We start from the raw sequence: 21,193 nt of genomic DNA on the forward strand, positions 1-21,193 counted from the left end.
CTGCCACAAAAAGATTCCCTGACCCGCCACCATGCAATCGAACCCCTTCAACCCGCACTGTCCCGACTGGGCCACCGCCCTGCTCAACGGCTTCAGCCAGATCGTCCTCCAGCGTCACCCGCTCTGTGGCCTGTGCTGCCTGCTGGCGATCCTGGTCGGCGCCCCGAGCCTGCTGGGCGGCGCGTTGCTGGGCGGGCTCGCCGGCCTGCTCACGGCCCAGCGCCGTGGTTATCCGAAGGCCGAGCGCCAGGCCGGCCTCTACAGCTACAACGGCGTACTGCTCGGTTTGCTGATCAGCCTGCAATGGCCCTGGTCGGCATTGCTGCCACTGCTGATCGTCGCCGCCAGCGGCCTGAGTGCGATCCTGGTCCGGCATTGGCTGGCCTACACCGGCGAGCGCCTGCCTGCCTACACCGCACCTTTCGTTCTGCTTGGCTGGGCGCTGCTGGCCTTCGCCACGCCCCTGCCGACGATCGGCGTACCCGCATTCGAACCGCAACTGTCCGACCTGCCACGCGCGACACTCAACGGCTTCGGCCAGATCATGTTCCTCGCCGAGCCACTGGCCGGCGCGCTGATCATGACCGGCCTGTTGCTGGCCAATCGGCGGGCTGCCCTCTGGGCCCTGCTCGGCAGTTGCACGGGACTGGCATTCAGCCTTTGTACCGAACCTTCCCCGGCGCTATCGGGGCTGGGCGGCTACAACGCCGCCCTCGCCGCCCTGGCCTTGAGTGCGCAACCCCGGCAACCCTGGCTGACGCTGGCCGGCATCGCCCTGGCGATCCTCCTGGGCGCGGGCTTCGGCCCCTTGGGCCTGGCACCGCTGACCGCCCCCTTTGTCCTCGCCTGCTGGCTGGCCCGGGCCGGCGCGCGGGTGCTGCTCCCGGCCCGGCTTGCGCATTGATCGCGATTCCCCCACGCTTCCAACATTTACCGTTCGGGCAGCACCTCATGAACAGCAGCAACGACTGGCGCCAACGGCTCTATATCATGGTTTTCCAAACCGATACCGTCGCCGGCAGGCGCTTCGACAAAATCCTCCTGCTGATCATCCTCGCCAGCCTGGTGGTGGTGATCCTCGACAGCATCGAAAGCGTCCACCAGAACTTCGCCGATGCCCTGGCCTATATCGAATGGGGCTTCACCCTGATCTTCGCGATCGAATACCTGGCGCGCCTCTATTGCTCGCCACGCCCCTTGCGCTACGCCTTCAGTTTCTACGGGCTGGTGGACCTGCTGGCGATCGTCCCGGGCATCCTGGCGATCTACTACAGCGACGCCCAGTACCTGCTGATCATCCGGATCATCCGGATGCTGCGGATCTTCCGGGTACTCAAGCTCAGCCCCTACCTGAAGCAGGCCCATTACCTGCTCGATGCCCTGCGTGGCAGCAAGCAGAAGATCCTGGTATTCCTGCTCGGCGTCTGCACCCTGGTGACCGTGTTCGGCACCCTGATGTACGTGATCGAAGGCCCGGAACATGGCTTCACCAGCATTCCGAAAAGCATCTATTGGGCTATCGTCACCCTGACCACGGTCGGCTACGGCGACATCGTGCCCAAGACAGCCCTGGGCCAGGTGATCTCGGCCCTGGTGATGATCACCGGTTACTCGATCATCGCCGTGCCCACCGGGATTTTCACCGCCGAGCTGGCCAGCACCCTGCGCGGCGAACAGCTCAAGCACGATTGCCCGGTGTGCCGGAAGAACAGCCACGAACCCGAAGCCTCTTTCTGCTCCCGGTGTGGCAATGCCCTTTTCCGAAAAATGGAATAAGTACAGTACTTTTTAATCTTTAAATGACTATGCCAGCGCCGTTATAGTCGCTGGCAAAATGCCCTCTCTCTACTCGAACAAGGAATGCGCAGTGAAAAAACTCTTTGGCGCCTCACTCCTGGCCGCCGGCCTGGCCTTCGGCAGCGTGGCCCAGGCCGCCCCGACCCTGCTGAACGTGTCCTATGACGTCATGCGCGACTTCTACAAGGACTACAACACCGCCTTCCAGAAACACTGGCAGGCCGAGCACAACGAGAACATCACCCTGCAGATGTCCTTCGGCGGCTCCAGCAAACAGGCGCGTTCGGTTATCGACGGCCTGCCGGCGGACGTGATCACCATGAACATGGCCACCGACATCAACGCCCTGGTGGACAACGGCAAGCTGGTACCGGACAACTGGGTCACCCGCCTGCCGAACAACAGCGCGCCGTTCACTTCGGCCACTGTGTTTATCGTGCGCAAGGGCAACCCGAAGGCGCTGAAGGACTGGCCGGACCTGCTCAAGGACGGCGTGCAGGTCATCGTGCCGAACCCGAAGACCTCGGGTAATGGCCGCTACACCTACCTGTCGGCCTGGGGTTATGTGCTGAAGAACGGCGGTGATGAAAACAAGGCCAAGGACTTTGTCGCCAAGCTGTTCAAGCAGGCGCCAGTGCTCGATACCGGTGGCCGCGCCGCCACCACCACCTTCATGACCAACCAGATCGGCGATGTGCTGGTGACCTTCGAGAACGAAGCGGAAATGATTGCCCGCGAGTTCGGTCGTGACCAGTTCGAAGTGATCTACCCGAGCGTCTCCGCCGAAGCCGAGCCACCGGTGAGCGTGGTCGACAAGGTGGTCGACAAGAAAGGCACCCGCGCAGCGGCCGAGGAGTACTTGAAGTACCTGTGGTCGCCGGAAGGCCAGGAAATCGCCGCCAACAACTACCTGCGTCCGCGCGATCCGGCGGTGCTGGCCAAGTTCACCGACCGTTTCCCGAAAGTCGACTTCCTCTCGGTGGAAAAGACCTTTGGCGACTGGCGCACCGTGCAGAAGACCCACTTCAATGACGGTGGCGTGTTCGACCAGATCTACAACGGCAAATAACGTTCAAACCGGGCAGCAAGGCCCACTCCCACGGTATCCCTGTGGGAGCGGGCTTGCCCGCGAAGGCAATCGAACAGGCCCCCCTACATCGGTGGCTTGACCCCGTTCTCCCCCGCCGAAATCCCTGCCGCCGTCAGCTTGCCGTCCGCCCCTTGCTGAGCAAACAACACCACCTTCACACCGGGCTTGAGCAGGCTGCGATCCCCCGGCACCAGGTTGACCACCGGCACATCGTCCGGCACCACCACCTTCTTCTCGCCGCCCTTGTAGCTGAGGGTCAGGGTCCGCCCATTGGCGACCTTCAACTCACCCACGCGACCATTGGTCATGGTGCTGCCCTGTGCCAGGTCGAATGGCCGGTGACCATCCCCCGTACCGGCCAGCTCCGGCGGGAAGACATGCACTTCCATCGCCGTCAGCGTGCCATCCGGACCGGGCATCGCTGCCGTGCCGATGTAACTGCCGGGCTTGATATCCGCCAGCTTCGCCAGCGTCACGCCGCGCACCTGGGTGTCCTTGGTCAGGGCGACCGTGACATCTTCGTTGGCGAGGGTATGCACCTTGAGCGCATCGGCCTCGACCGCAGTGATCTCGCCGCGTACCGCGACCCTCTGGGCCGGGGCGTCGGCGGCCTGCGCCACACCGACAGACATCAATACCGCCAGGCTCATCGCCGAGGCCAACGCACTGCGGCGGGCCGACTTGCCGAAAATCGATTTCATGGGAATTCAGGTTCCTTGGGTAGGGGCATCAACGGTTGCAGACTCAACAAGACCGTTATAGCGCCGATCAGCAGGCTCGGGGATGAAATATCACCGCCTCGGGTTCGACTTCCTCGCCAGGGGATATGTTTGCGGACATGGCCCGGGCCGATCCGCCGACAAGCCGGCCACGCTCGCCAGGATCAGCCACTGTGTCCTGTCACTGCCCGAACTGCTTGCTCAACCCCGGCGGCACGCCGTGGACATCGGTTTCTTCCCACGGTCCGTTGGGGCTGATGGAGCGGCTCCAGCCGTTGTCCCAGCGGTAGTAGGTGCGCTGGCGGTAGAAGGTGTTGGGCTGGCTGTCGAGTACGTAGACGCCCATCTGCCCATCCCAGTGGCTGCGGCCACCCGGTGGCGGGGCGAAGGTCGCCGAGGTGCTGGGGCGTGGCTTGGCCGGTGGGATCGGCTTGCCCGGCGTCGCCGGCGGATAGGGTTGGGTGGTCGGGCCGGAAGGCGGGATCGTCGGGCCGCTCGGTGGTGGCCGATGGACCGCACAAGCGCTCAACCCCAGGACCAGCGTTAACAGGGTGAGGCGGGCGATGGCGGTCATGGCGAATTCTCTATTTGTCCGGGCTGTCGATGGTCAGGTTCTGTTGCGCGGCGGTGCTGCTGGCCAACGGCTGGCTGCGCCCGATCCACTCGCCCGCCGTCGGCTGGCCGGCGCGGGAAATCCGTGCAACCAGTTGGACTTCAGGAAAGTTCGACAGTTTCAATTGCGGCATCATCGCGTCCGCATCGCCCAGTTCGACCGTGGCCGGCAGGTCGGCAACCGTCAGCCGCTTGGCCGCCAACGGCGCCGGCGGCCCCTGGGTCGCACGGGCGAAGACAAAGACGCTGTCGCCCGGTTGAACCTTGGCTTTCAGGTCCGCGGCCAGATCTACCCGCACCTTCAGCACAGCGGTCCTGGCAACGACGGCTTCGGCGACCTTGCCACCACCTTGCACCAGTTTTTCGCTGGCGCGGTCGATGCCGCCCTGCAACGCGGCGCGGGACTGATCTTCGGGTGGCAGTTGGGCCAGCAGGCGTTTCCAGTAGTCGATGGCTTCCTGGTAACGCTGGCCTTCGAACGCGGCAATGCCGAGCAGGCCCAGGCTGGTGACTTCCTTCGGGTCGGCCTTGAGGGCTTCGTCGGTCAGCGCCTGGACCTGCGGCGACCATTGCTTGCCATCGGCGAAGTACTGCGCCTGCGCCCACTGCCCCAGCAGCTCGGGCTGGCGACCGGCAAGCCTGACCGTGCGTTCGAAGATCTTCGCCGCCTCACCCGCGCGATCCTGGGCCATATAGGCGCGACCGAGGAAGTACAGCCCCTCGGCGGAGTCCGGCTGGGCCGCGACCGCCCGTTCCAGGCGCCGGGTCATGTCTTCCATGGACTGCGGTGCCTGGGCGAATTCGCGGGTCAGTTCGACTTTGTCGCTGGCGCCGAAATGCAGGTATAGCGCCAGCCCGAGCACCGGCACCAGCACCGCCGCCAGCAGCGGCAACGGCTTGCCCAGGCGCGAAACCCGCGCCGGCGCCACGCCCTCGGTATCGGCCAGCAATTCGCGGGCGGCCTCGGCACGGCCAGTGTCCATCTGCTGTGCCGTCAGTACGCCCTCCTCCTGCTGAGCCTGCAGCTCAGCCACGCGCTCCTGGTACAGCGCCACGTTCAGCGCGGTGCGATCTTCTTCCCGCTGGGCGCGGCGATCACGCAATACCGGGATCAGCAGGAAACTCAGGGCGATCAGTAACAACAGACCTGTAGCGAGCCAGAAATCAATCATTCGTGGTTTTTATCCAGCAGGTGGTCGAGGCGCTCGCGCTCCTCGGCGGAAAGCGCGTCCGGGGCTTCGCTGCGCTGGGCGCGGCGGCGACGGACGATCACGGCGATCACGACCAGGCCGCCCAGCAGCAGCCCGGCGGGACCGAACCAGAGCAACGCGGTCTTGCCGGTCAGGGCCGGCTTGTAGCGGACGAAGTCACCATAACGATCGACCATGAAATCGATGATCTGCTGATTGTCCTTGCCCTCGCCGAGCATGCGGAAGATCTCCCGGCGCAGGTCGGCGGCAATCGGCGCGTTGGAGTCGGCGATGTCCTGGTTCTGGCACTTGGGGCAGCGCAGTTCCTTGGTCAGGTCACGGAAACGCTCGCGCTCGGCATCGCTGGCGAACTCGTAGGTATCGATGGCGGCGTGGGCCACGCCGGTCAGGGCCAGGCCCAGGGCAATGGCGGCCAACCAGCGCTTCATGGCCGGGCCTCGTCCACCAGCGACTGGTAGACCGCCGCCAGTTGTTCGCGCCAGACCACTTCGTCGATCACCCCGACATACTTGTGGCGAATCACACCCTTGGCATCGATGAAGAAGGTTTCCGGCGCGCCATACACACCCAGGTCCAGGCCCAGGGTGCCCTGCTCGTCGCGAATATCCAGCTGGTACGGATTGTGGAAATCCTTCAGCCATTTCAGTGCCTCGGCGTTGTCATCCTTGTAGTTCACGCCGTAGATCTGCACGCCCTGCTGGGCCAGTTTGTTCAGGACCGGGTGCTCGACCCGGCAGGAAATGCACCAGGTCCCCCAGACGTTGACCAGCGCCGGCTTGCCATGCAGGTCGAGCTGGGTCAGGGTCTTGTCGCCCTGCACATTGGGCAGGGAAAACGCCGGGAACGGCTTGCCGATCATGGCCGAGGGCAACTCGGCCGGGTCCAGGTACAGGCCCCGATACAGAAACACCGCCACCACCAGGAACAGCGCCAGCGGCACTACCATTATCCAACGCTTCATGCAGTCGCTCCACTCATGCCCAGTGCTTCCCGCACACGGCTCTTGACCTTGACCCGATAACGCCGGTCCAGCGCTGCCAGCAAACCACCGAGGCCGGTCAGCAGGCCGCCGAACCAGATCCAGCGGACAAACGGCTTGACGTGCACCCGTACCGCCCAGGCGCCATCGCCCAGCGGTTCGCCGAGGGCGACATAGAGGTCACGGGTGAAACCGGCGTCGATCCCGGCTTCGGTCATCATCGATTGCTGCACGGTGTAGAGACGCTTCTCCGGATGCAGCACGGCGATTTCCTTGCCGTTGTCGATGACCCGGATAGTGCCTTTGTCCGAGGTGAAGTTCGGCCCCTCGAAATGCTTCGCCCCTTCGAAGAGGAAGTGATAACCGGCCAGTTCCATGGACTCGCCCGGCGCCAGGCGCAAGTCGCGTTCGGCGCTCTCCTGGCTCGACAGCACCACGCCCAGGGCGCAGACCGCGATCCCCAGGTGTGCCAGCTGCATGCCCCAGTAGCTGCGGGTCAGGCCCGGCAGGCCCTTGACCAGGCCTTTGTGGCGGGTCTTGTCGAGAATGTCGCGCACACCCGCCAGCAACACCCAGGCCGCCAGCAGGAAGGTCGCCAGCACCGCCCAGTTGAAGTCGCCGTAGACCACGCCCGCGACCACGGCCAGGGCCACGCTGCCCAGCAGGACCGGGGTCAGCATGCCCACCAGCCATTTCACCGGGGTGTCTTTCCAGCGCACCAGCACGCCGACCGCCATCACCACCATCAACAGCGCCATCAGCGGGATGAACAGCGCATTGAAGTACGGCGGGCCGACCGACAGCTTGGCCCCGCTCAGGGCATCGAGCACCAGCGGATACAGGGTACCCAGGAGGATCATCGACGCGGCCACCACCAGCACCAGGTTGTTGCCCAGCAGCAGGGTTTCGCGGGACCACAGGTTGAAGCCGACATGGCTTTTCACCACCGGCGCCCGCAGGGCGAACAAGGTCAGCGAACCGCCGACCACGAACAGCAGGAAGATCAGGATGAACACGCCGCGTGCCGGATCGGATGCGAACGCATGCACCGAGGTCAGCACGCCCGAACGCACGAGGAAGGTCCCGAGCAGGCTGAGGGAGAACGCCGCGATGGCGAGCAGGACGGTCCAGCTCTTGAACACCCCGCGCTTTTCCGTGACCGCCAGGGAATGGATCAGCGCCGTGCCCACCAGCCAGGGCATGAACGAGGCGTTTTCCACCGGGTCCCAGAACCACCAGCCGCCCCAGCCGAGCTCGTAGTAGGCCCACCAGGAGCCGAGGGTGATACCGATGCCGAGGAATGCCCAGGCGACAATGGTCCATGGCCGCGACCAGCGCGCCCAGGCCGCGTCGAGCCGACCACCGAGCAGCGCGGCGATGGCGAAGGCGAAGGCCACGGAGAAACCGACATAACCCATGTAGAGCATCGGCGGATGGACGATCAGGCCGATGTCCTGCAGCAACGGGTTGAGGTCGCGCCCGTCCGCCGGGATCTGCGGCAGGATGCGCGAGAACGGGTTGGACGTGAGGATCAGGAACAGCAGGAAGCCGGTGCTGATCATGCCCATCACCGCCAGCACCCGGGCCAGCATCACTTGCGGCAACTGCCGGGAGAACACCGACACGGCGAAGGTCCAGCCGCCGAGGATCAGCGCCCAGAGCAGCAGCGAACCTTCGTGGGCGCCCCACACGGCACTGAACTTGAAGTACCAGGGCAAGGCGCTGTTGGAGTTGTTGGCGACATAACCGACGGAAAAGTCATCGGTCATGAAGGCGTAGGTCAGGGCGCCGAAAGCGAAGGCGAGGAAGGCGAACTGCCCCCAGGCCGCGGGCTGCGCGAGGCTCATCCACAGGCGATCGCCGCGCCAGGCGCCAAGCAGGGGGACGACGGCTTGCACGACGGCAAAGCACAGCGCGAGGATCATGGCCAGGTGGCCCAGCTCAGGTATCAGAAGCCCGGAAATCATCGATCAACCCTCCTTGGCGGGAACAGGTGCGGACTGGCCGCTGTCTTTGAGCGCCTTGGTCACTTCCGGCGGCATGTACTTTTCGTCGTGCTTGGCCAGGACTTCATCGGCGACGACCACGCCGTCGGCGTTCAGCTTGCCCAGGGCGACGATACCCTGCCCTTCGCGGAACAGGTCCGGGAGAATCCCGCGGTAGGTGATGGTCACGGACTTGTTGAAATCGGTGACCACGAACTTCACGTCCAGGGAGTCGCCGGAACGTACCAGCGAGCCCTTCTCGACCATGCCACCGGCACGGATCCGCGTGTCCCGGGGCGCTTCGCCATTGGCGATCTGGGTCGGGGTGTAGAACAGGTTGATGTTCTCCTGCAACGCGCTCAAGGCCAGGCCGACGGCAGCGCCGACCCCGACCAGGATCGCCAGGATGATGATCAGACGCTTCTTGCGCAGCGGGTTCACTTGGCATTCTCCCGGCGCAGACGTCGCGCCTCTTGTTGCAGGTAGCGCCGGCGGGCCAGCAGCGGCGCCACGACGTTCAGGACCAGTACCGCGAGGCAGATACCATAGGCCGACCAGACATACAGGCCATGATGGCCCATGGCGAGAAAATCGCCGAATGAAGCAAAACTCATCGGGCCGCCTCCAGCTCGTTCAACACTTCAGCCCTGACCCAACTGGCTCGGGCCTCGCGCTTGAGCACTTCGAGGCGCATGCGCAGCAGCACCACGGCTCCGAAGAAGCAGTAGAAGCCCAGCACGGTCAGCAGCAGCGGCATCCACATCTCGACGGGCATCGCCGGTTTCTCGGTGAGGCTGAACGTCGCGCCCTGGTGCAGGGTGTTCCACCACTCCACCGAATACTTGATGATCGGGATATTGATCACGCCGACAATCGCCAGCACCGCACAGGCTTTGGCCGCACTGTCGCGGTTGGTGATGGCATTGCCCAGGGCGATCAGGCCGAAATAGAGGAACAGCAGGATCAGCATCGAGGTCAGGCGTGCGTCCCAGACCCACCATGCGCCCCAGGTCGGCTTGCCCCAGATGGCTCCGGTGAGCAGCGCCACGGCGGTCATCCAGGCGCCGATGGGCGCCGCGCATTGCAGGGCGACATCGGCCAGCTTCATCTTCCACACCAGCCCCACCACACCACAGACCGCCAGCAGCACATAGCAGGACTGGGCCAGCATCGCGGCCGGCACGTGGATGTAGATGATGCGAAAGCTGTTGCCTTGCTGGTAGTCCGGTGGCGCGAAGGCCAGGCCCCAGACCACGCCGACGCCGATCAGCAGCACGGCGGCGATGCTCAGCCAGGGCAACAGGCGCCCGCTGATGCCATAGAACCATTTGGGCGAGCCCAGCTTATGAAACCAAGTCCAGTTCATCACGGTACATCCAAGGGTCTTTGCTGGTCAGAAATCGACCAGACCTCATTATTCGCCGACGCTGATCTTCAGGCCAGCCGCTATTGCAAAAGGTGTCAGGGTTACCGCCAGGGCGGCCAGGCTGCCAAGCCAGAGCAGGTAACCCGTTGCCGGCATGCCCTGCAACGCGGCCTGCAAGGCCCCGCTGCCGAGTATCAGCACCGGGATATACAACGGCAGGATCAGCAACGCCAGCAGCAGGCCACCGCGCTTGAGCCCCACGGTCAGTGCCGCACCCACGGCACCGAGCAGGCTCAGCACCGGTGTCCCCAATAACAGTGACAGCAGCAGCACCGGCAGGCAGGCGCTCGGCAGGCCGAGCATCAGCGCCAGCAACGGCGCCAGCAACACCAGGGCCAGGCCGGAAAACATCCAGTGTGCCAGCACCTTGGCCAAAACCAGAAGGGCCAGGGGGTGCGACGAAAGGACCCACTGCTCGAGGGAACCGTCTTCGAAATCACTGCGGAAAAGCCCGTCCAGCGAGAGCAGGACGGACAAAAGTGCCGCGACCCAGACCAGTCCCGGAGACAAGGTTTGCAACAGTTTAGTCTCGGGACCGACCGCCAGCGGGAACAACGCGATCACGATGGCAAAGAACACCAGCGGGTTGGCCAGTTCCGCCGGACGCCGGAACAGCAGCCGCGCTTCGCGGGCGAACAACAGCCCGAAGACACTCATACGGCCCACCGCCCGAGATCGAGGTCGCGGTAGCCGGCCGGCACGCGGGTCAGGCTGTGGTGGGTGGTCAGCACGATCATGCCACCGCGTTCGCAGTGGGCGGCGAGATGTTCTTCGAGCTGCGCCACGCCCTGCTTGTCCAGGGCCGTGAAGGGTTCATCGAGGATCCACAGCGGCGGACTGTCCAGGTACAGCCGGGCCAGGGCCACACGGCGCTGCTGGCCGGCCGACAGGGTATGGCAGGGCACATCCTCGAAACCGCGCAGGCCGACGGCCGCCAGCGCCTGCCAGATCGCCTCGCGTCCGGCCGGCTGGTGCAGCGCACAGAGCCAGCTGAGGTTTTCCTCGGCGCTCAGCAGATCCTTGATGCCGGCGGCATGGCCGATCCACAGCAGCGTGCGCGCCAGCTCGCCGTGATGGCCGTGCAGCGGTTCGCCATTGAGACGGATCTCGCCGGCAGTCGGCTGCATCAACCCGGCCAGCAGGCGCAACAGGCTGGTCTTGCCGCTGCCGTTGGGGCCGCTGATCTGCAACATGTCGCCGGGGCTCAGGCGCAATTCGAGGTTCTCGAAGAGCATCCGCCAGTCACGCTCACAGGCGAGCGCTACGGCTTCTAGAAGAGGGCTGGTCAAATGATCGAGGCCTTTTGCGGTTCTCAAGTCGGCCATGGCGCGGCCGTTAACGTGAGGCAGAATAAATGCTTTTGCGGCTCTATCCACAGAGCTGTGTCAATTTATGCGATATTTTGGACACACTTTCGGGGTGGCGCGGCATTATACATGCCATGCCCTACTCCAAAGAGGGCTATTTCGACAGGTTGCGACCCGATGACAGGCGAACTCAACATCACTCCCCTGGCCCAGTTGATCCAGGCCAGCAGCCGTCCGGCGGTCCTCGCCAGCGAACTGCTGAAACTGACCCCGCCCCTCGACGGACTGATCGCTCCCGGGCAAAGCGCCAAGGCCGATGTGCTGTCGCTGAAGCAGGCCGACCAGACCTTCCAGCTGTTGCTCAAGCTGACCACCGACAATGGCCGCCAGACCACCGTACAGGCCACCAGCAACCAGCCGCTGCCCCAGGGCACCCAACTGACCGTGACCCAACCCTCGGCCGGCAACCTGGCCATCACCGTGCAGCAGGCGCTCAGCGCCAGCGTTGCCGCCCTGACCCGCCTGGACACCACGCAACTGCCGGCCGGAACCCTGCTGCAAGGCAAGGTCATGACCAGCCAGGTGCTGCCGCAGGTGCCGGGGCAACCGCTGGTCTATCGCTCGCTGGTGAGCCTGCTCAATACCGTGCTGAGCGGCACCACCCTGGCCCTAGACAGTCCGCAACCGCTGCGTATCGGCAGCCTGCTCAGCGCCCTGGTGCAGGACTCGCAGAGCCTGAGCTTCGTGCCGCTGAGCGGCCGCCAGGACCAGTTGGCGGTGGCCCAGCAACTGCTGGCCCAGCAAGGCCGCCAGGGCTCTCTGGACAGCCTGATCAACAGCCTGCAGAACCTGCCGCGCAAAGACGACCTGCCCGCCGACCTGCGTGCCGCCATCGCCACCCTGCTCGACGATCTGCCCGACCTCGCACAGTTGAGCAACCCCAAGGGCCTGGCCCTGGCCCTGCAGAACAGCGGACTGTTTCTCGAGGCCAGGCTGTTGCTGGGACAGAACCCGGCCATGGCGCCTGACCTCAAGGGCAACCTGTTGCGCCTGATCGCCCAGATCATGCCGCAGTTACCGGACACCCCGGCCAGCAACCCGGGTGCCTCCGCCGCCGTGCTGGCCCAGGCCTTGCCGGGATTTGTCCGCAGTGCCCTGGGGGCGCTTGGGCAGGTCGGCGGCAAGGCCGAGCCCGTCAGTTTTCCCCTGCCCTCGCGGCTGCTGCAGAGCCTGGCCGGCGAAGGCGGCCTGGAGAACCTGCTGCGTCTCGCCGCCGCGGCCGTTTCGCGCCTGCAAAGCCATCAACTGTCGAGCCTGGAACAGACCGGCCGAACGCCCGACGGCAACCTGCAGACCACCTGGCAACTGGAAATCCCGATGCGCAACCTGCAGGACATCGTGCCCCTGCAGATCAAGATCCAGCACGAAGAAACCCCGGAGAAGGAATCCGGCGAGAAACCCGAGCAACGCGAGCAGAAGGCGCCGCTATGGCGCGTGGAACTGGCCTTCGACCTGGACCCGCTGGGCCCGCTCCATGTCCAGGCGCAACTGCTGCAAGGCAACCTGTCCGGCCATCTCTGGGCCGAGCGGCCCTACACCGCCAGCCTGATCGAAAGCGAGCTGGGGGCGCTGCGTGAACAATTGCGCAACAGCGGCCTGAGCGTCGGCGAATTCGATTGCCACCAGGGCACGCCACCACAAGGCACTCAAACCCGACTGGAACAACGCTGGGTCGACGAAACCGCATGAAGAATCCGCATACCCCGCGCCAGGCCATCGCCCTCAAGTACGATGGCCAGCAAGCCCCGACCCTGACCGCCAAGGGCGATGAAGAGTTGGCCGAAGCCATCCTCAAGCTGGCCCGCGACTACGAAGTGCCGATCTACGAGAATGCCGAACTGGTGAAACTGCTGGCCCGCCTGGAACTGGGCGACAGCATTCCGGAGGAGTTGTACCGGACCATTGCCGAGATCATCGCCTTCGCCTGGCGCTTGAAAGGCAAGTTTCCCCAGGGACAGGACCCCGATGCGCCGGCGGTGGAGAAGGATGTGACTGCCAGGGGAGACGACTACTGATGATCGCTCCCACAGGGCCTGCAGCCGTGACGCTGTGGGAGCGGGATCGCGCGCGAAGCTTTTGAGCGGACGCGGAGCGTCCCGTAAGGCATTCCCACGCTGGAGCGTGGGAACGATCAGCGTAGGTCTAGCCCATCAATTGCGATGCAGCTTGCTCATCAGTTCCGCCTCGGCCTGGGTCAGGCCGCAGGACTGGGTCAGTTCGTCGACGCTGGCCCCCATGCCGACCAGCCGGGCAGCCTGGGCGAAGGACAGGGTCGAAGGATCACGCTGCTCCAGTTGCGCCAGCTTGTCCGGCAAGGGGCCGACCACCGCGCGCAGTTCGTGCAGGTCTTCGCCCATGCGCACCGTGCCGTTCTGGAAATTGTCGACCCGCCGGGCCAGTTCCTTGATGCGCTGGTCGCGCAACGCATCGCCCTCGGCCTGCTGCGCGGCGATCTGCCGCTGACCACGGGTGTAGGCCAGGAACATGCCCAGCGTCCCGGCCCACAACAGGGCCAGGAGGATGACTGCAACCTCAAGAATCAATCAGATGCTCTCCAGCTCGGACCATTCTTCTTCGCTCATCATCTTGTCCAGCTCCACCAGGATCAGCAACTCGCCGTTCTTGTTGCACACGCCCTGGATGAACTTGGCCGACTCTTCGTTACCGACGTTCGGTGCGGTCTCGACTTCCGACTGACGCAGGTAAACCACTTCCGCCACGCTGTCGACCATGATCCCGACCACTTGCTTGTCGGCTTCGATGATGACGATACGGGTGTTGTCGTTGACTTCGGTCGGCACCAGGCCGAAACGCTGGCGGGTGTCGATCACGGTGACGACGTTGCCGCGCAGGTTGATGATCCCCAGCACGTAGCTCGGCGCACCCGGTACCGGGGCGATCTCGGTATAACGCAGGACTTCCTGGACCCGCATCACGTTGATGCCGTAGGACTCGTTGTCCAGCTTGAACGTCACCCACTGCAGGATTGGATCATCGGAACCCTGTGAAGACGCTGACTTATTCATACCCCTGCCCCTCGATTACCGTTGATACGGTGTGTGTGCTGTCTGACGCCCGGGCGCGATAACCGCCCTGGCGCTGTTATTTGTTGGTTGGCTTGTTCAACTGCATGTGCTTGACCGCACCGCTGGCGATCAACTCGGCCAGTTCGGAGACGTCCAGCAGCGCACACATGTGTTCGATGACCGTGCCCGCCAGCCACGGCCGCTGCCCACGATGAGAGCGCCATTTGATTTCATTGGGGTCCAGGCGCAACGAGCGACTGACCTGATGCACCGCCAGCCCCCATTCGTAGCCCTGTACCGAAATAACGTATTGCAGCCCCTGGCGGAAGTCGTCGCGATAGCGATCAGGCATCACCCAGCGAGCGGTGTCCAGTACCTTCAGATTACCGGCCTGGCTCGGCAGGATGCCGAGGAACCAGTCCGGCTGGCCGAACAACGGTGTCAGCTCATGACCGGCCAGGGAGTAGATCGACCCCAGGCACACCAGCGGCACCGCCAGGGTCAGCCCGGCGACATCGAACAACAGGCATTCGAACGGCTCGGCGGCCCAATGCGGACGCGCATCACCTTCGACCGGCGGCGGCGTGATGTTCTGGGCCGGAGGCAGATGCACCTCGACCACCGGTTCCACCAGCACCGGGGCGACCGGGCGGGCCACGGGCAACTCGACGGCCACCTCGACCGGCGCCGGAACGGGCGCAAGCGCTACAGGCGCGACCAGCGCCTGGGCGGCCATGGCGTCGCGGGCCTGTTCTTCCAGTACCGCCGCCTGGAATTCATCCAGTTCGCTGACCGGCTCGGGTTCGACCGCAACCGGGACTGTGATCTCGGGCTCTGCGGCGAGCGCCACCGGCAGTTCTTCGGTCGCCTCCTGCAGCAATGCATCCAGATAGGATTGCAGCGCCACCTGCGGACGGGTCGTGATGTCGACAGGACGGTTCATCTGGATGCCCATGGAGATGCCCCGCTACAGTGACCTGTAGGGGTTATCGGCGGGACCGGCAGGCGACTTGAGCAATACATCATGTCAGGCCACCTGCGGTACGAGCTGCTGGGTCAGCAGATGTTTGAGCAATGCCCGGTAAGCCAGCACGCCACGGCTCTTGCCGTCGAACTGCGACGGCGTGACCCCGGCCCGGCTGGCGTCACGCAGGCGCGTGTCGACCGGAATGTAGCCTTGCCAGATCGCATCCGGGAACTTGTCGCGCAGCACCCGCAGGGTGCCCATGGACGCCTGGGTCCGCCGGTCGAACAGGGTCGGAATGATCGTGTAGGGCAAGGCCTGCTTGCGCGAGCGGTTGATCATCGCCAGGGTGTTGACCATGCGTTCCAGGCCCTTCACCGCCAGGTGTTCGGTCTGCACCGGCACCACCAGCTGCTGGCTGGCCGCCAGGGCATTGACCATCAGCACGCCGAGCAGTGGCGGGCTGTCGATCACCGCATAATCGAAATCCTGCCACAACTGCGCCAGGCTCTTGGCGATCACCAGGCCCAGCCCGCTCTGGCCCGGCGACAGGCGCTCGAGGGTCGCCAGCGCGGTGCTGGAAGGCAACAGGGAAATGCGTTCGTCACTGGTCGACAGCAGCAACTGCCCGGGCAGGCCTTCAGGCACCTGGCCCTTGTGCTGGAACAGATCGAAGTTGCTGTGCTCCAGGGTGTCTGGATCGTAGCCGAAGTAGCTGGTCATCGAGCCGTGCGGATCGAGGTCGACGACGACCACGCGCTTGCCCGCCTCGGCCAGCAAGCCGGCTAAAGCGATGGAGGAAGTGGTCTTACCGACGCCACCTTTTTGATTGGCTACTGCCCAGACTCTCATTCAGTGTGTTCCTCCCGGCAAAGCATCAGGCTCGCCGAGAAATAGCGCTAAGTTATAGAGCAGGTGCCGGAGATTTGACGGCATTCTCGCGTACCGCTTGCTTTACCGCTGGCGGTGCAGTTTGTGTGCCAGCCCGCTTAAGTGCCGCATCGGGTGTCGCATGGGCGGTCCCCGTGCCGGTCAGGCTGCGGCGCACATCCAGGTTGCGCGACACCACCAGCACCACCCGGCGATTGCGCGCCCGGCCTTCCGCCGTGGCATTGTTGGCCACCGGCTGGAACTCGCCGTAACCGACCGACGCCATCCGCTGCGGATTGACCCCTTCCATCGCCATCATCCGCACGATACTCGACGAACGCGCCGAGGACAGCTCCCAGTTGGTCGGGTATTGCGCCGTGCGGATCGGCTGGTCATCGGTAAACCCCTCGACATGGATCGGGTTGTCGAAGGGTTTGAGGATCTTCGACACCTTGGCGATGATGTCGAAGGCCTTGTCGCTGGGCAAGGCGTCGCCGCTGCCGAACAACAGGCCGGAATTGAGTTCGATCTCGACCCACAACTCGTTGCCGCGCACGGTCATCTGGTTGGAACTGATCAGATCGCCGAACGCCGCGCTGATATCGTCGGCAATGCTCTTGAGCGGATCCGCCGCACCCTGGCCGAAGGCCGCGTCGGTCTGGTCGGCGTCCTTGATCAGCGGGTCCGCCGGCTTGACGGTCACCGGTCGCTCGTCGCCGATGGGGATCGGCTTGAGGCTGCGATCGGCATCGGTGAAGACGCCGACCAGGGCCTGGGAGATGATCTTGTACTTGCCTTCGTTGATCGACGAAATCGAGTACATGACCACGAAAAAGGCGAACAGCAGGGTGATGAAGTCGGCGTAGGAAACCAGCCAGCGCTCGTGGTTCACATGCTCTTCGTGTTGGCGGCGTCTGGCCATGTCCTACTCCATCAGTCCATGAAGCCCTGGAGCTTCAGTTCAATGGAGCGCGGGTTCTCGCCTTCGGCGATCGACAGGATGCCTTCGAGGAGCATTTCCCGATAACGCGACTGGCGCAGGGCGATCGACTTCAGTTTGCTGGCAATCGGCAACAGCACCAGGTTGGCACTGGCTACGCCATAGATGGTCGCGACGAACGCCACGGCGATGCCGTTGCCCAGTTGCGACGGGTCACCGAGGTTGCCCATTACGTGGATCAGGCCCATGACCGCACCGATGATACCGATGGTCGGCGCATAGCCGCCCATGCTCTCGAAGACCTTGGCGGCTTCGATATCGCGGCTCTCCTGGGTGTAGAAATCCACCTCGAGGATACTGCGGATGGCTTCCGGTTCGGCGCCGTCGACCAGCAATTGCAGGCCCTTACGCGAATAGGTGTCCGGTTCGGCATCCGCCACGCCTTCCAGGCCCAGCAGGCCCTCCTTGCGCGCCGTCAGGCTCCAGTTCACCACACGATCGATGCCACCGGGCAGGTCGACGCGGGGCGGGAACAGGATCCAGCCGAGAATCTGCATGGCCCGCTTGAACGCGCTCATCGGCGACTGCAGCAAGGCCGCGCCGATGGTCCCGCCCAGCACGATGAGCGCCGCCGGGCCGTTGGCCAGGGCGCCGAGGTGGCCGCCTTCGAGGTAGTTGCCGCCGATAATGGCGACAAACGCCATGATGATGCCGATAAGGCTCAACACATCCATCAGAGACAAGCCTCGACCAGATGTTTGCCGATATCGTCCAGGCTGTACACGGCATCAGCCAGCTCGGCCTTGACGATCGCCATCGGCATGCCGTAGATCACGCAGCTCGCCTCGTCCTGGGCCCAGATCGCACTGCCGCCCTGCTTGAGCAGGCGCGCGCCTTCGCGGCCGTCGGCGCCCATGCCGGTCAGCACCACCGCCAGAACTTTGTCACCATAGGACTTGGCCGCGGAACCGAAGGTGATATCCACACACGGTTTGTAGTTCAGGCGCTCGTCGCCCGGCAGAATCTTCACCGCGCCACGACCGTCGATCATCATCTGCTTGCCACCCGGAGCCAGCAACGCCAGGCCCGGACGCAGGATGTCGCCATCCTCGGCTTCCTTGACGCTGATCCGGCAGAGCTTGTCCAGGCGCTCGGCGAAGGCCTTGGTGAAGGCCGCCGGCATATGCTGGATCAGCACGATCGGCGCCGGGAAGTTGGCCGGCAGTTGTGTCAGGACGCGTTGCAGCGCAACCGGACCGCCGGTGGAAGTGCCGATGGCGACCAGCTTGTAGGCCTTGCGCTTCGGTGCGGCCGAGGTCGATGCGGCTGGCGCTGGAGCACGGCTGGCCACTGGCGTGGTGCGCACGGGAGCCGGCGCCGCGGCGCTGCTGCCAAAGCTGCCCGAAGAAGCCGGAGCGGCACTCGGCGCCGGGGTTGAAGGCGAGGCCGGAGCACTGTAGCTGCTGAAACGACGGTTGCTGCGCGAAATGCTGTGCACCTTCTCGCACAGCAATTGCTTGACCTTCTCGGGATTGCGCGAGATGTCTTCGAAATTCTTCGGCAGGAAGTCCACGGCCCCGGCATCCAGCGCGTCGAGGGTGACCCGCGCGCCTTCATGGGTCAGGGACGAGAACATCAGAACCGGAGTCGGACAGCGCTGCATGATATGCCGCACCGCCGTGATGCCATCCATCATCGGCATCTCGTAGTCCATGGTGATCACGTCCGGCTTGAGCGCCTGGGCCTGATCGATGGCTTCTTTACCGTTGGTCGCCGTGCCGACAACCTGGATGCTCGGATCCGCCGAAAGAATTTCCGAGACGCGGCGGCGGAAAAACCCCGAATCATCCACCACCAGGACCTTGACTACCATAAACACTCCGTTAGGTACGGCGGCGGACTCATGCACCGCCGCCGAACCAGAATCAAATACGCCGTGCGGCGTAACGCTTGAGCATGCTCGGCACATCGAGAATCAGCGCGATGCGACCGTCACCGGTGATGGTGGCGCCCGACATGCCCGGGGTTCCCTGCAGCATTTTGCCCAGCGGCTTGATGACCACTTCTTCCTGGCCGACCAGTTGATCGACGACGAAGCCGATCCGCTGGGTGCCCACCGAAAGGATCACCACATGGCCTTCGCGCTGCTCTTCGTGAGCGGCAGAGCTGACCAGCCAGCGCTTGAGGTAGAACAGCGGCAGGGCCTTGTCCCGCACGATCACCACTTCCTGGCCGTCGACCACGTTGGTGCGCGACAGGTCGAGGTGGAAGATCTCGTTGACGTTGACCAGCGGGAACGCAAAGGCCTGGTTGCCGAGCATGACCATCAGGGTCGGCATGATCGCCAGGGTCAACGGGACCTTGATGACGATCTTCGAGCCCTTGCCCTTGGTCGAGTAGATATTGATGGTGCCGTTGAGCTGGGCGATCTTGGTTTTCACCACGTCCATGCCCACGCCACGACCGGACACGTCGGAAATCTCGGTCTTGGTCGAGAAGCCCGGGGCGAAGATCAGGTTGAAGCAGTCGGTCTCGCTGAGACGGTCAGCCGCATCCTTGTCCATCAGGCCTTTCTTCACGGCGATGCCGCGCAGCACATCGGCGTCCATGCCCTTGCCGTCATCGGAGATCGACAGCAGGATGTGGTCGCCTTCCTGTTCAGCCGAGAGCACGACCCGACCGCTGCGGGGCTTGCCCATGGCTTCGCGATCGGCCGGCTCTTCGATACCGTGGTCGACCGAGTTGCGCACCAGGTGGACCAGCGGGTCGGCCAGGGCCTCGACAAGGTTCTTGTCGAGGTCGGTCTCTTCACCCACCAGTTCCAGGTTGATCTCTTTCTTCAGCTGCCGGGCCAGGTCGCGAACCAGGCGCGGGAAGCGGCCGAAGACTTTCTTGATCGGCTGCATGCGGGTCTTCATCACCGCGGTCTGCAGGTCGGCAGTCACCACGTCGAGGTTGGACACCGCCTTGGACATGGCTTCGTCGCCGCTGTTGAGGCCCAGGCGCACCAGACGGTTACGCACCAGCACCAACTCGCCGACCATGTTCATGATCTCGTCGAGGCGTGCGGTATCGACCCGTACGGTGGTCTCGGCTTCACTGGCTGGCTTTTCCGCCGCCGCTGCCGCCGGAGCCCGCGCGGGGGCAGGCGCAGCAGCAGCAGCAGCGGGAGCAGGCGCTGGTTTGGCCGGCTCGGCCTTGGCTTCCACCTTGGCCGCAGGCGCCGCAGCCGGCTTGGCTGCGGCCGCTGCCGGTGCTGCCACAGCCGCCGTGGTGCCACCCGCCACTTCGGAGAACTTGCCCTTGCCGTGCAACTCGTCGAGCAGGGATTCGAACTCGTGGTCGGTGATCAGGTCGCTGCCCGCTGCAGCCGCGCTGTCCGGGGCTTTCGCCGCCGGCGCGGAAGCCGCTGCCGCGTCGAGGGCGTCGACCTTGAACGAACCCTTGCCATGCAACTGGTCGAGCAGGGCTTCGAATTCGTCGTCGGTGATATCGGAGCTTTCCGCCGTCGAGGCCGGTGCGGCCGCCGCGCTCGCCGCTGCGGCGGCTTCGGCGGCAATAGCCTCGGGGGCGAACTGGCCCTTGCCGTGCAACTGATCGAGCAACGACTCGAACTCGGCGTCGGTGATCTCGTCGCTACCCGCTTCGGCGGCGACCGGGGCTGGCGCCGCGGGCGCCTGTGCCTGTTCCTTGACCGCGTTGAGCGAGTCGAGGAGCAGTTCGAATTCATTGTCGGTGATGTCGCCGGAATCGCTTTCGGCGACCGGCTCGACGACCGCTTCCTCCACCACGGCAGCCGGTGCTTCACCAGCAGCAGCCGGCTCCGCCAGGCGCGCCAGGGCGGCCAGCAGTTCCGGGGTGGCCGCGGTGATCGGGCTACGTTCGCGGACTTCGCCGAACATGCCGTTGACCGCGTCCAGCGCTTCCAGGACCACGTCCATCAGTTCCGAGTCGACGCGACGCTCACCCTTGCGCAGGATGTCGAACACGTTCTCGGCGATGTGACAGCACTCCACCAGCTCGTTGAGCTGGAGGAAGCCGGCGCCCCCTTTTACAGTGTGAAAACCGCGAAAAATGGCATTGAGCAGATCCGCGTCATCCGGGCGGCTTTCCAGCTCGACCAGTTGCTCGGACAGTTGCTCAAGAATCTCGCCGGCCTCAACCAGGAAATCCTGAAGGATCTCTTCATCGGCGCCGAAGCTCATGT

At 64.4% G+C, this 21,193-nt stretch carries 24 protein-coding genes; 5 read left to right on the forward strand and 19 right to left on the reverse strand.

Features of this window, described 5'->3' with window-relative positions; translation table 11 throughout:
- Positions 1 to 31: 31 nt before the first annotated feature.
- The 3 genes from HX881_RS31350 (at position 32) to HX881_RS31360 (ending at position 2,866) form a co-directional block, all read left to right on the forward strand.
- Positions 32 to 904 (forward strand): urea transporter, encoded by an 873-nt coding sequence (locus tag HX881_RS31350; protein ID WP_177088474.1) that lies wholly within the window; start codon positions 32 to 34, stop codon positions 902 to 904.
- A gap of 47 nt (positions 905 to 951) precedes the next feature.
- Positions 952 to 1,776, forward strand: coding sequence for an ion transporter (locus HX881_RS31355; RefSeq protein ID WP_177088476.1), 825 nt, complete (start codon positions 952 to 954; stop codon positions 1,774 to 1,776).
- A 91-nt stretch (positions 1,777 to 1,867) separates the two neighbouring features.
- Positions 1,868 to 2,866 (forward strand): sulfate ABC transporter substrate-binding protein, encoded by a 999-nt coding sequence (locus tag HX881_RS31360; RefSeq protein ID WP_017124386.1) that lies wholly within the window; start codon positions 1,868 to 1,870, stop codon positions 2,864 to 2,866.
- An 83-nt stretch (positions 2,867 to 2,949) separates the two neighbouring features.
- Here HX881_RS31360 and HX881_RS31365 read toward each other — a convergent pair whose 3' ends face one another.
- From HX881_RS31365 to ccmA, 11 genes are all read right to left on the reverse strand, one after another.
- Positions 2,950 to 3,588 (reverse strand): DUF5666 domain-containing protein, encoded by a 639-nt coding sequence (locus tag HX881_RS31365; protein WP_017124387.1) that lies wholly within the window; start codon positions 3,586 to 3,588, stop codon positions 2,950 to 2,952.
- 199 nt (positions 3,589 to 3,787) lie between these two features.
- Positions 3,788 to 4,180 (reverse strand): hypothetical protein, encoded by a 393-nt coding sequence (locus HX881_RS31370; protein WP_017124388.1) that lies wholly within the window; start codon positions 4,178 to 4,180, stop codon positions 3,788 to 3,790.
- 10 nt (positions 4,181 to 4,190) lie between these two features.
- Complete coding sequence (ccmI, locus tag HX881_RS31375) at positions 4,191 to 5,390, reverse strand: c-type cytochrome biogenesis protein CcmI (protein WP_177088478.1); 1,200 nt, start codon at positions 5,388 to 5,390, stop codon at positions 4,191 to 4,193.
- On the reverse strand, positions 5,387 to 5,857 hold the full coding sequence (locus HX881_RS31380) for a cytochrome c-type biogenesis protein (protein ID WP_177088480.1): 471 nt from the start codon (positions 5,855 to 5,857) through the stop codon (positions 5,387 to 5,389). The genes ccmI and HX881_RS31380 overlap by 4 nt, the downstream gene beginning before the upstream one ends.
- On the reverse strand, positions 5,854 to 6,390 hold the full coding sequence (locus HX881_RS31385; RefSeq protein WP_177060452.1) for a DsbE family thiol:disulfide interchange protein: 537 nt from the start codon (positions 6,388 to 6,390) through the stop codon (positions 5,854 to 5,856). The genes HX881_RS31380 and HX881_RS31385 overlap by 4 nt, the downstream gene beginning before the upstream one ends.
- Positions 6,387 to 8,360 (reverse strand): heme lyase CcmF/NrfE family subunit, encoded by a 1,974-nt coding sequence (locus tag HX881_RS31390; protein WP_177088653.1) that lies wholly within the window; start codon positions 8,358 to 8,360, stop codon positions 6,387 to 6,389. Before HX881_RS31390 ends, HX881_RS31385 begins: the two co-directional genes overlap by 4 nt.
- A gap of 18 nt (positions 8,361 to 8,378) precedes the next feature.
- A complete protein-coding gene (gene ccmE / locus HX881_RS31395) occupies positions 8,379 to 8,834 on the reverse strand; it encodes a cytochrome c maturation protein CcmE (RefSeq protein ID WP_177088482.1) in 456 nt (151 codons plus the stop codon).
- Entirely contained in the window at positions 8,831 to 9,007 is a 177-nt protein-coding gene (gene ccmD, locus HX881_RS31400) for a heme exporter protein CcmD (protein ID WP_017124394.1), read from the reverse strand. The genes ccmE and ccmD overlap by 4 nt, the downstream gene beginning before the upstream one ends.
- The gene (locus HX881_RS31405) at positions 9,004 to 9,762 is read right to left on the reverse strand and encodes a heme ABC transporter permease (RefSeq protein ID WP_177088484.1); all 759 of its coding nucleotides are present in this window, start codon (positions 9,760 to 9,762) and stop codon (positions 9,004 to 9,006) included. The genes ccmD and HX881_RS31405 overlap by 4 nt, the downstream gene beginning before the upstream one ends.
- Positions 9,763 to 9,807: 45 nt before the next feature.
- A complete protein-coding gene (gene ccmB, locus HX881_RS31410; protein ID WP_177088486.1) occupies positions 9,808 to 10,476 on the reverse strand; it encodes a heme exporter protein CcmB in 669 nt (222 codons plus the stop codon).
- A complete protein-coding gene (gene ccmA, locus HX881_RS31415) occupies positions 10,473 to 11,144 on the reverse strand; it encodes a cytochrome c biogenesis heme-transporting ATPase CcmA (protein WP_167331617.1) in 672 nt (223 codons plus the stop codon). The genes ccmB and ccmA overlap by 4 nt, the downstream gene beginning before the upstream one ends.
- 159 nt (positions 11,145 to 11,303) lie before the next feature.
- On the opposite strand from ccmA, the gene fliK reads away from it, so the two are divergent.
- Both fliK and HX881_RS31425 read left to right on the forward strand, forming a co-directional pair.
- Positions 11,304 to 12,875: a flagellar hook-length control protein FliK gene (fliK, locus tag HX881_RS31420; RefSeq protein WP_177088488.1), complete on the forward strand. Its 1,572-nt coding sequence runs from the start codon at positions 11,304 to 11,306 to the stop codon at positions 12,873 to 12,875.
- A complete protein-coding gene (locus HX881_RS31425; RefSeq protein WP_017124399.1) occupies positions 12,872 to 13,201 on the forward strand; it encodes an EscU/YscU/HrcU family type III secretion system export apparatus switch protein in 330 nt (109 codons plus the stop codon). Before fliK ends, HX881_RS31425 begins: the two co-directional genes overlap by 4 nt.
- A gap of 135 nt (positions 13,202 to 13,336) precedes the next feature.
- Here the strand turns inward: HX881_RS31425 and HX881_RS31430 are convergent, their stop codons facing one another.
- From HX881_RS31430 to HX881_RS31465, 8 genes are all read right to left on the reverse strand, one after another.
- A complete protein-coding gene (locus tag HX881_RS31430; RefSeq protein ID WP_017124400.1) occupies positions 13,337 to 13,729 on the reverse strand; it encodes a DUF2802 domain-containing protein in 393 nt (130 codons plus the stop codon).
- Complete coding sequence (locus tag HX881_RS31435) at positions 13,730 to 14,212, reverse strand: chemotaxis protein CheW (protein WP_017124401.1); 483 nt, start codon at positions 14,210 to 14,212, stop codon at positions 13,730 to 13,732. It lies immediately after the preceding gene.
- Between the two features lie 76 nt (positions 14,213 to 14,288).
- Positions 14,289 to 15,155, reverse strand: a complete 867-nt coding sequence (locus tag HX881_RS31440; protein WP_177088490.1) for a CheW domain-containing protein — start codon at positions 15,153 to 15,155, stop codon at positions 14,289 to 14,291.
- Between the two features lie 84 nt (positions 15,156 to 15,239).
- Positions 15,240 to 16,028, reverse strand: coding sequence for a ParA family protein (locus HX881_RS31445; RefSeq protein WP_017124403.1), 789 nt, complete (start codon positions 16,026 to 16,028; stop codon positions 15,240 to 15,242).
- A 52-nt stretch (positions 16,029 to 16,080) separates the two neighbouring features.
- Entirely contained in the window at positions 16,081 to 16,968 is an 888-nt protein-coding gene (gene motD, locus HX881_RS31450) for a flagellar motor protein MotD (RefSeq protein WP_017124404.1), read from the reverse strand.
- Positions 16,969 to 16,979: 11 nt separating this feature from the next.
- Positions 16,980 to 17,720 (reverse strand): flagellar motor protein, encoded by a 741-nt coding sequence (locus HX881_RS31455; RefSeq protein WP_017124405.1) that lies wholly within the window; start codon positions 17,718 to 17,720, stop codon positions 16,980 to 16,982.
- Positions 17,720 to 18,859 (reverse strand): protein-glutamate methylesterase/protein-glutamine glutaminase, encoded by a 1,140-nt coding sequence (locus HX881_RS31460; RefSeq protein ID WP_177088492.1) that lies wholly within the window; start codon positions 18,857 to 18,859, stop codon positions 17,720 to 17,722. Before HX881_RS31460 ends, HX881_RS31455 begins: the two co-directional genes overlap by 1 nt.
- Before the next feature lie 52 nt (positions 18,860 to 18,911).
- Positions 18,912 to 21,191, reverse strand: coding sequence for a chemotaxis protein CheA (locus tag HX881_RS31465; RefSeq protein ID WP_177088494.1), 2,280 nt, complete (start codon positions 21,189 to 21,191; stop codon positions 18,912 to 18,914).
- Positions 21,192 to 21,193 lie beyond the last annotated feature (2 nt).

It is taken from the genome of Pseudomonas gingeri (genome assembly GCF_013386115.1).
In the GTDB taxonomy this organism is placed as follows: Bacteria; Pseudomonadota; Gammaproteobacteria; order Pseudomonadales; family Pseudomonadaceae; genus Aquipseudomonas; species Aquipseudomonas gingeri.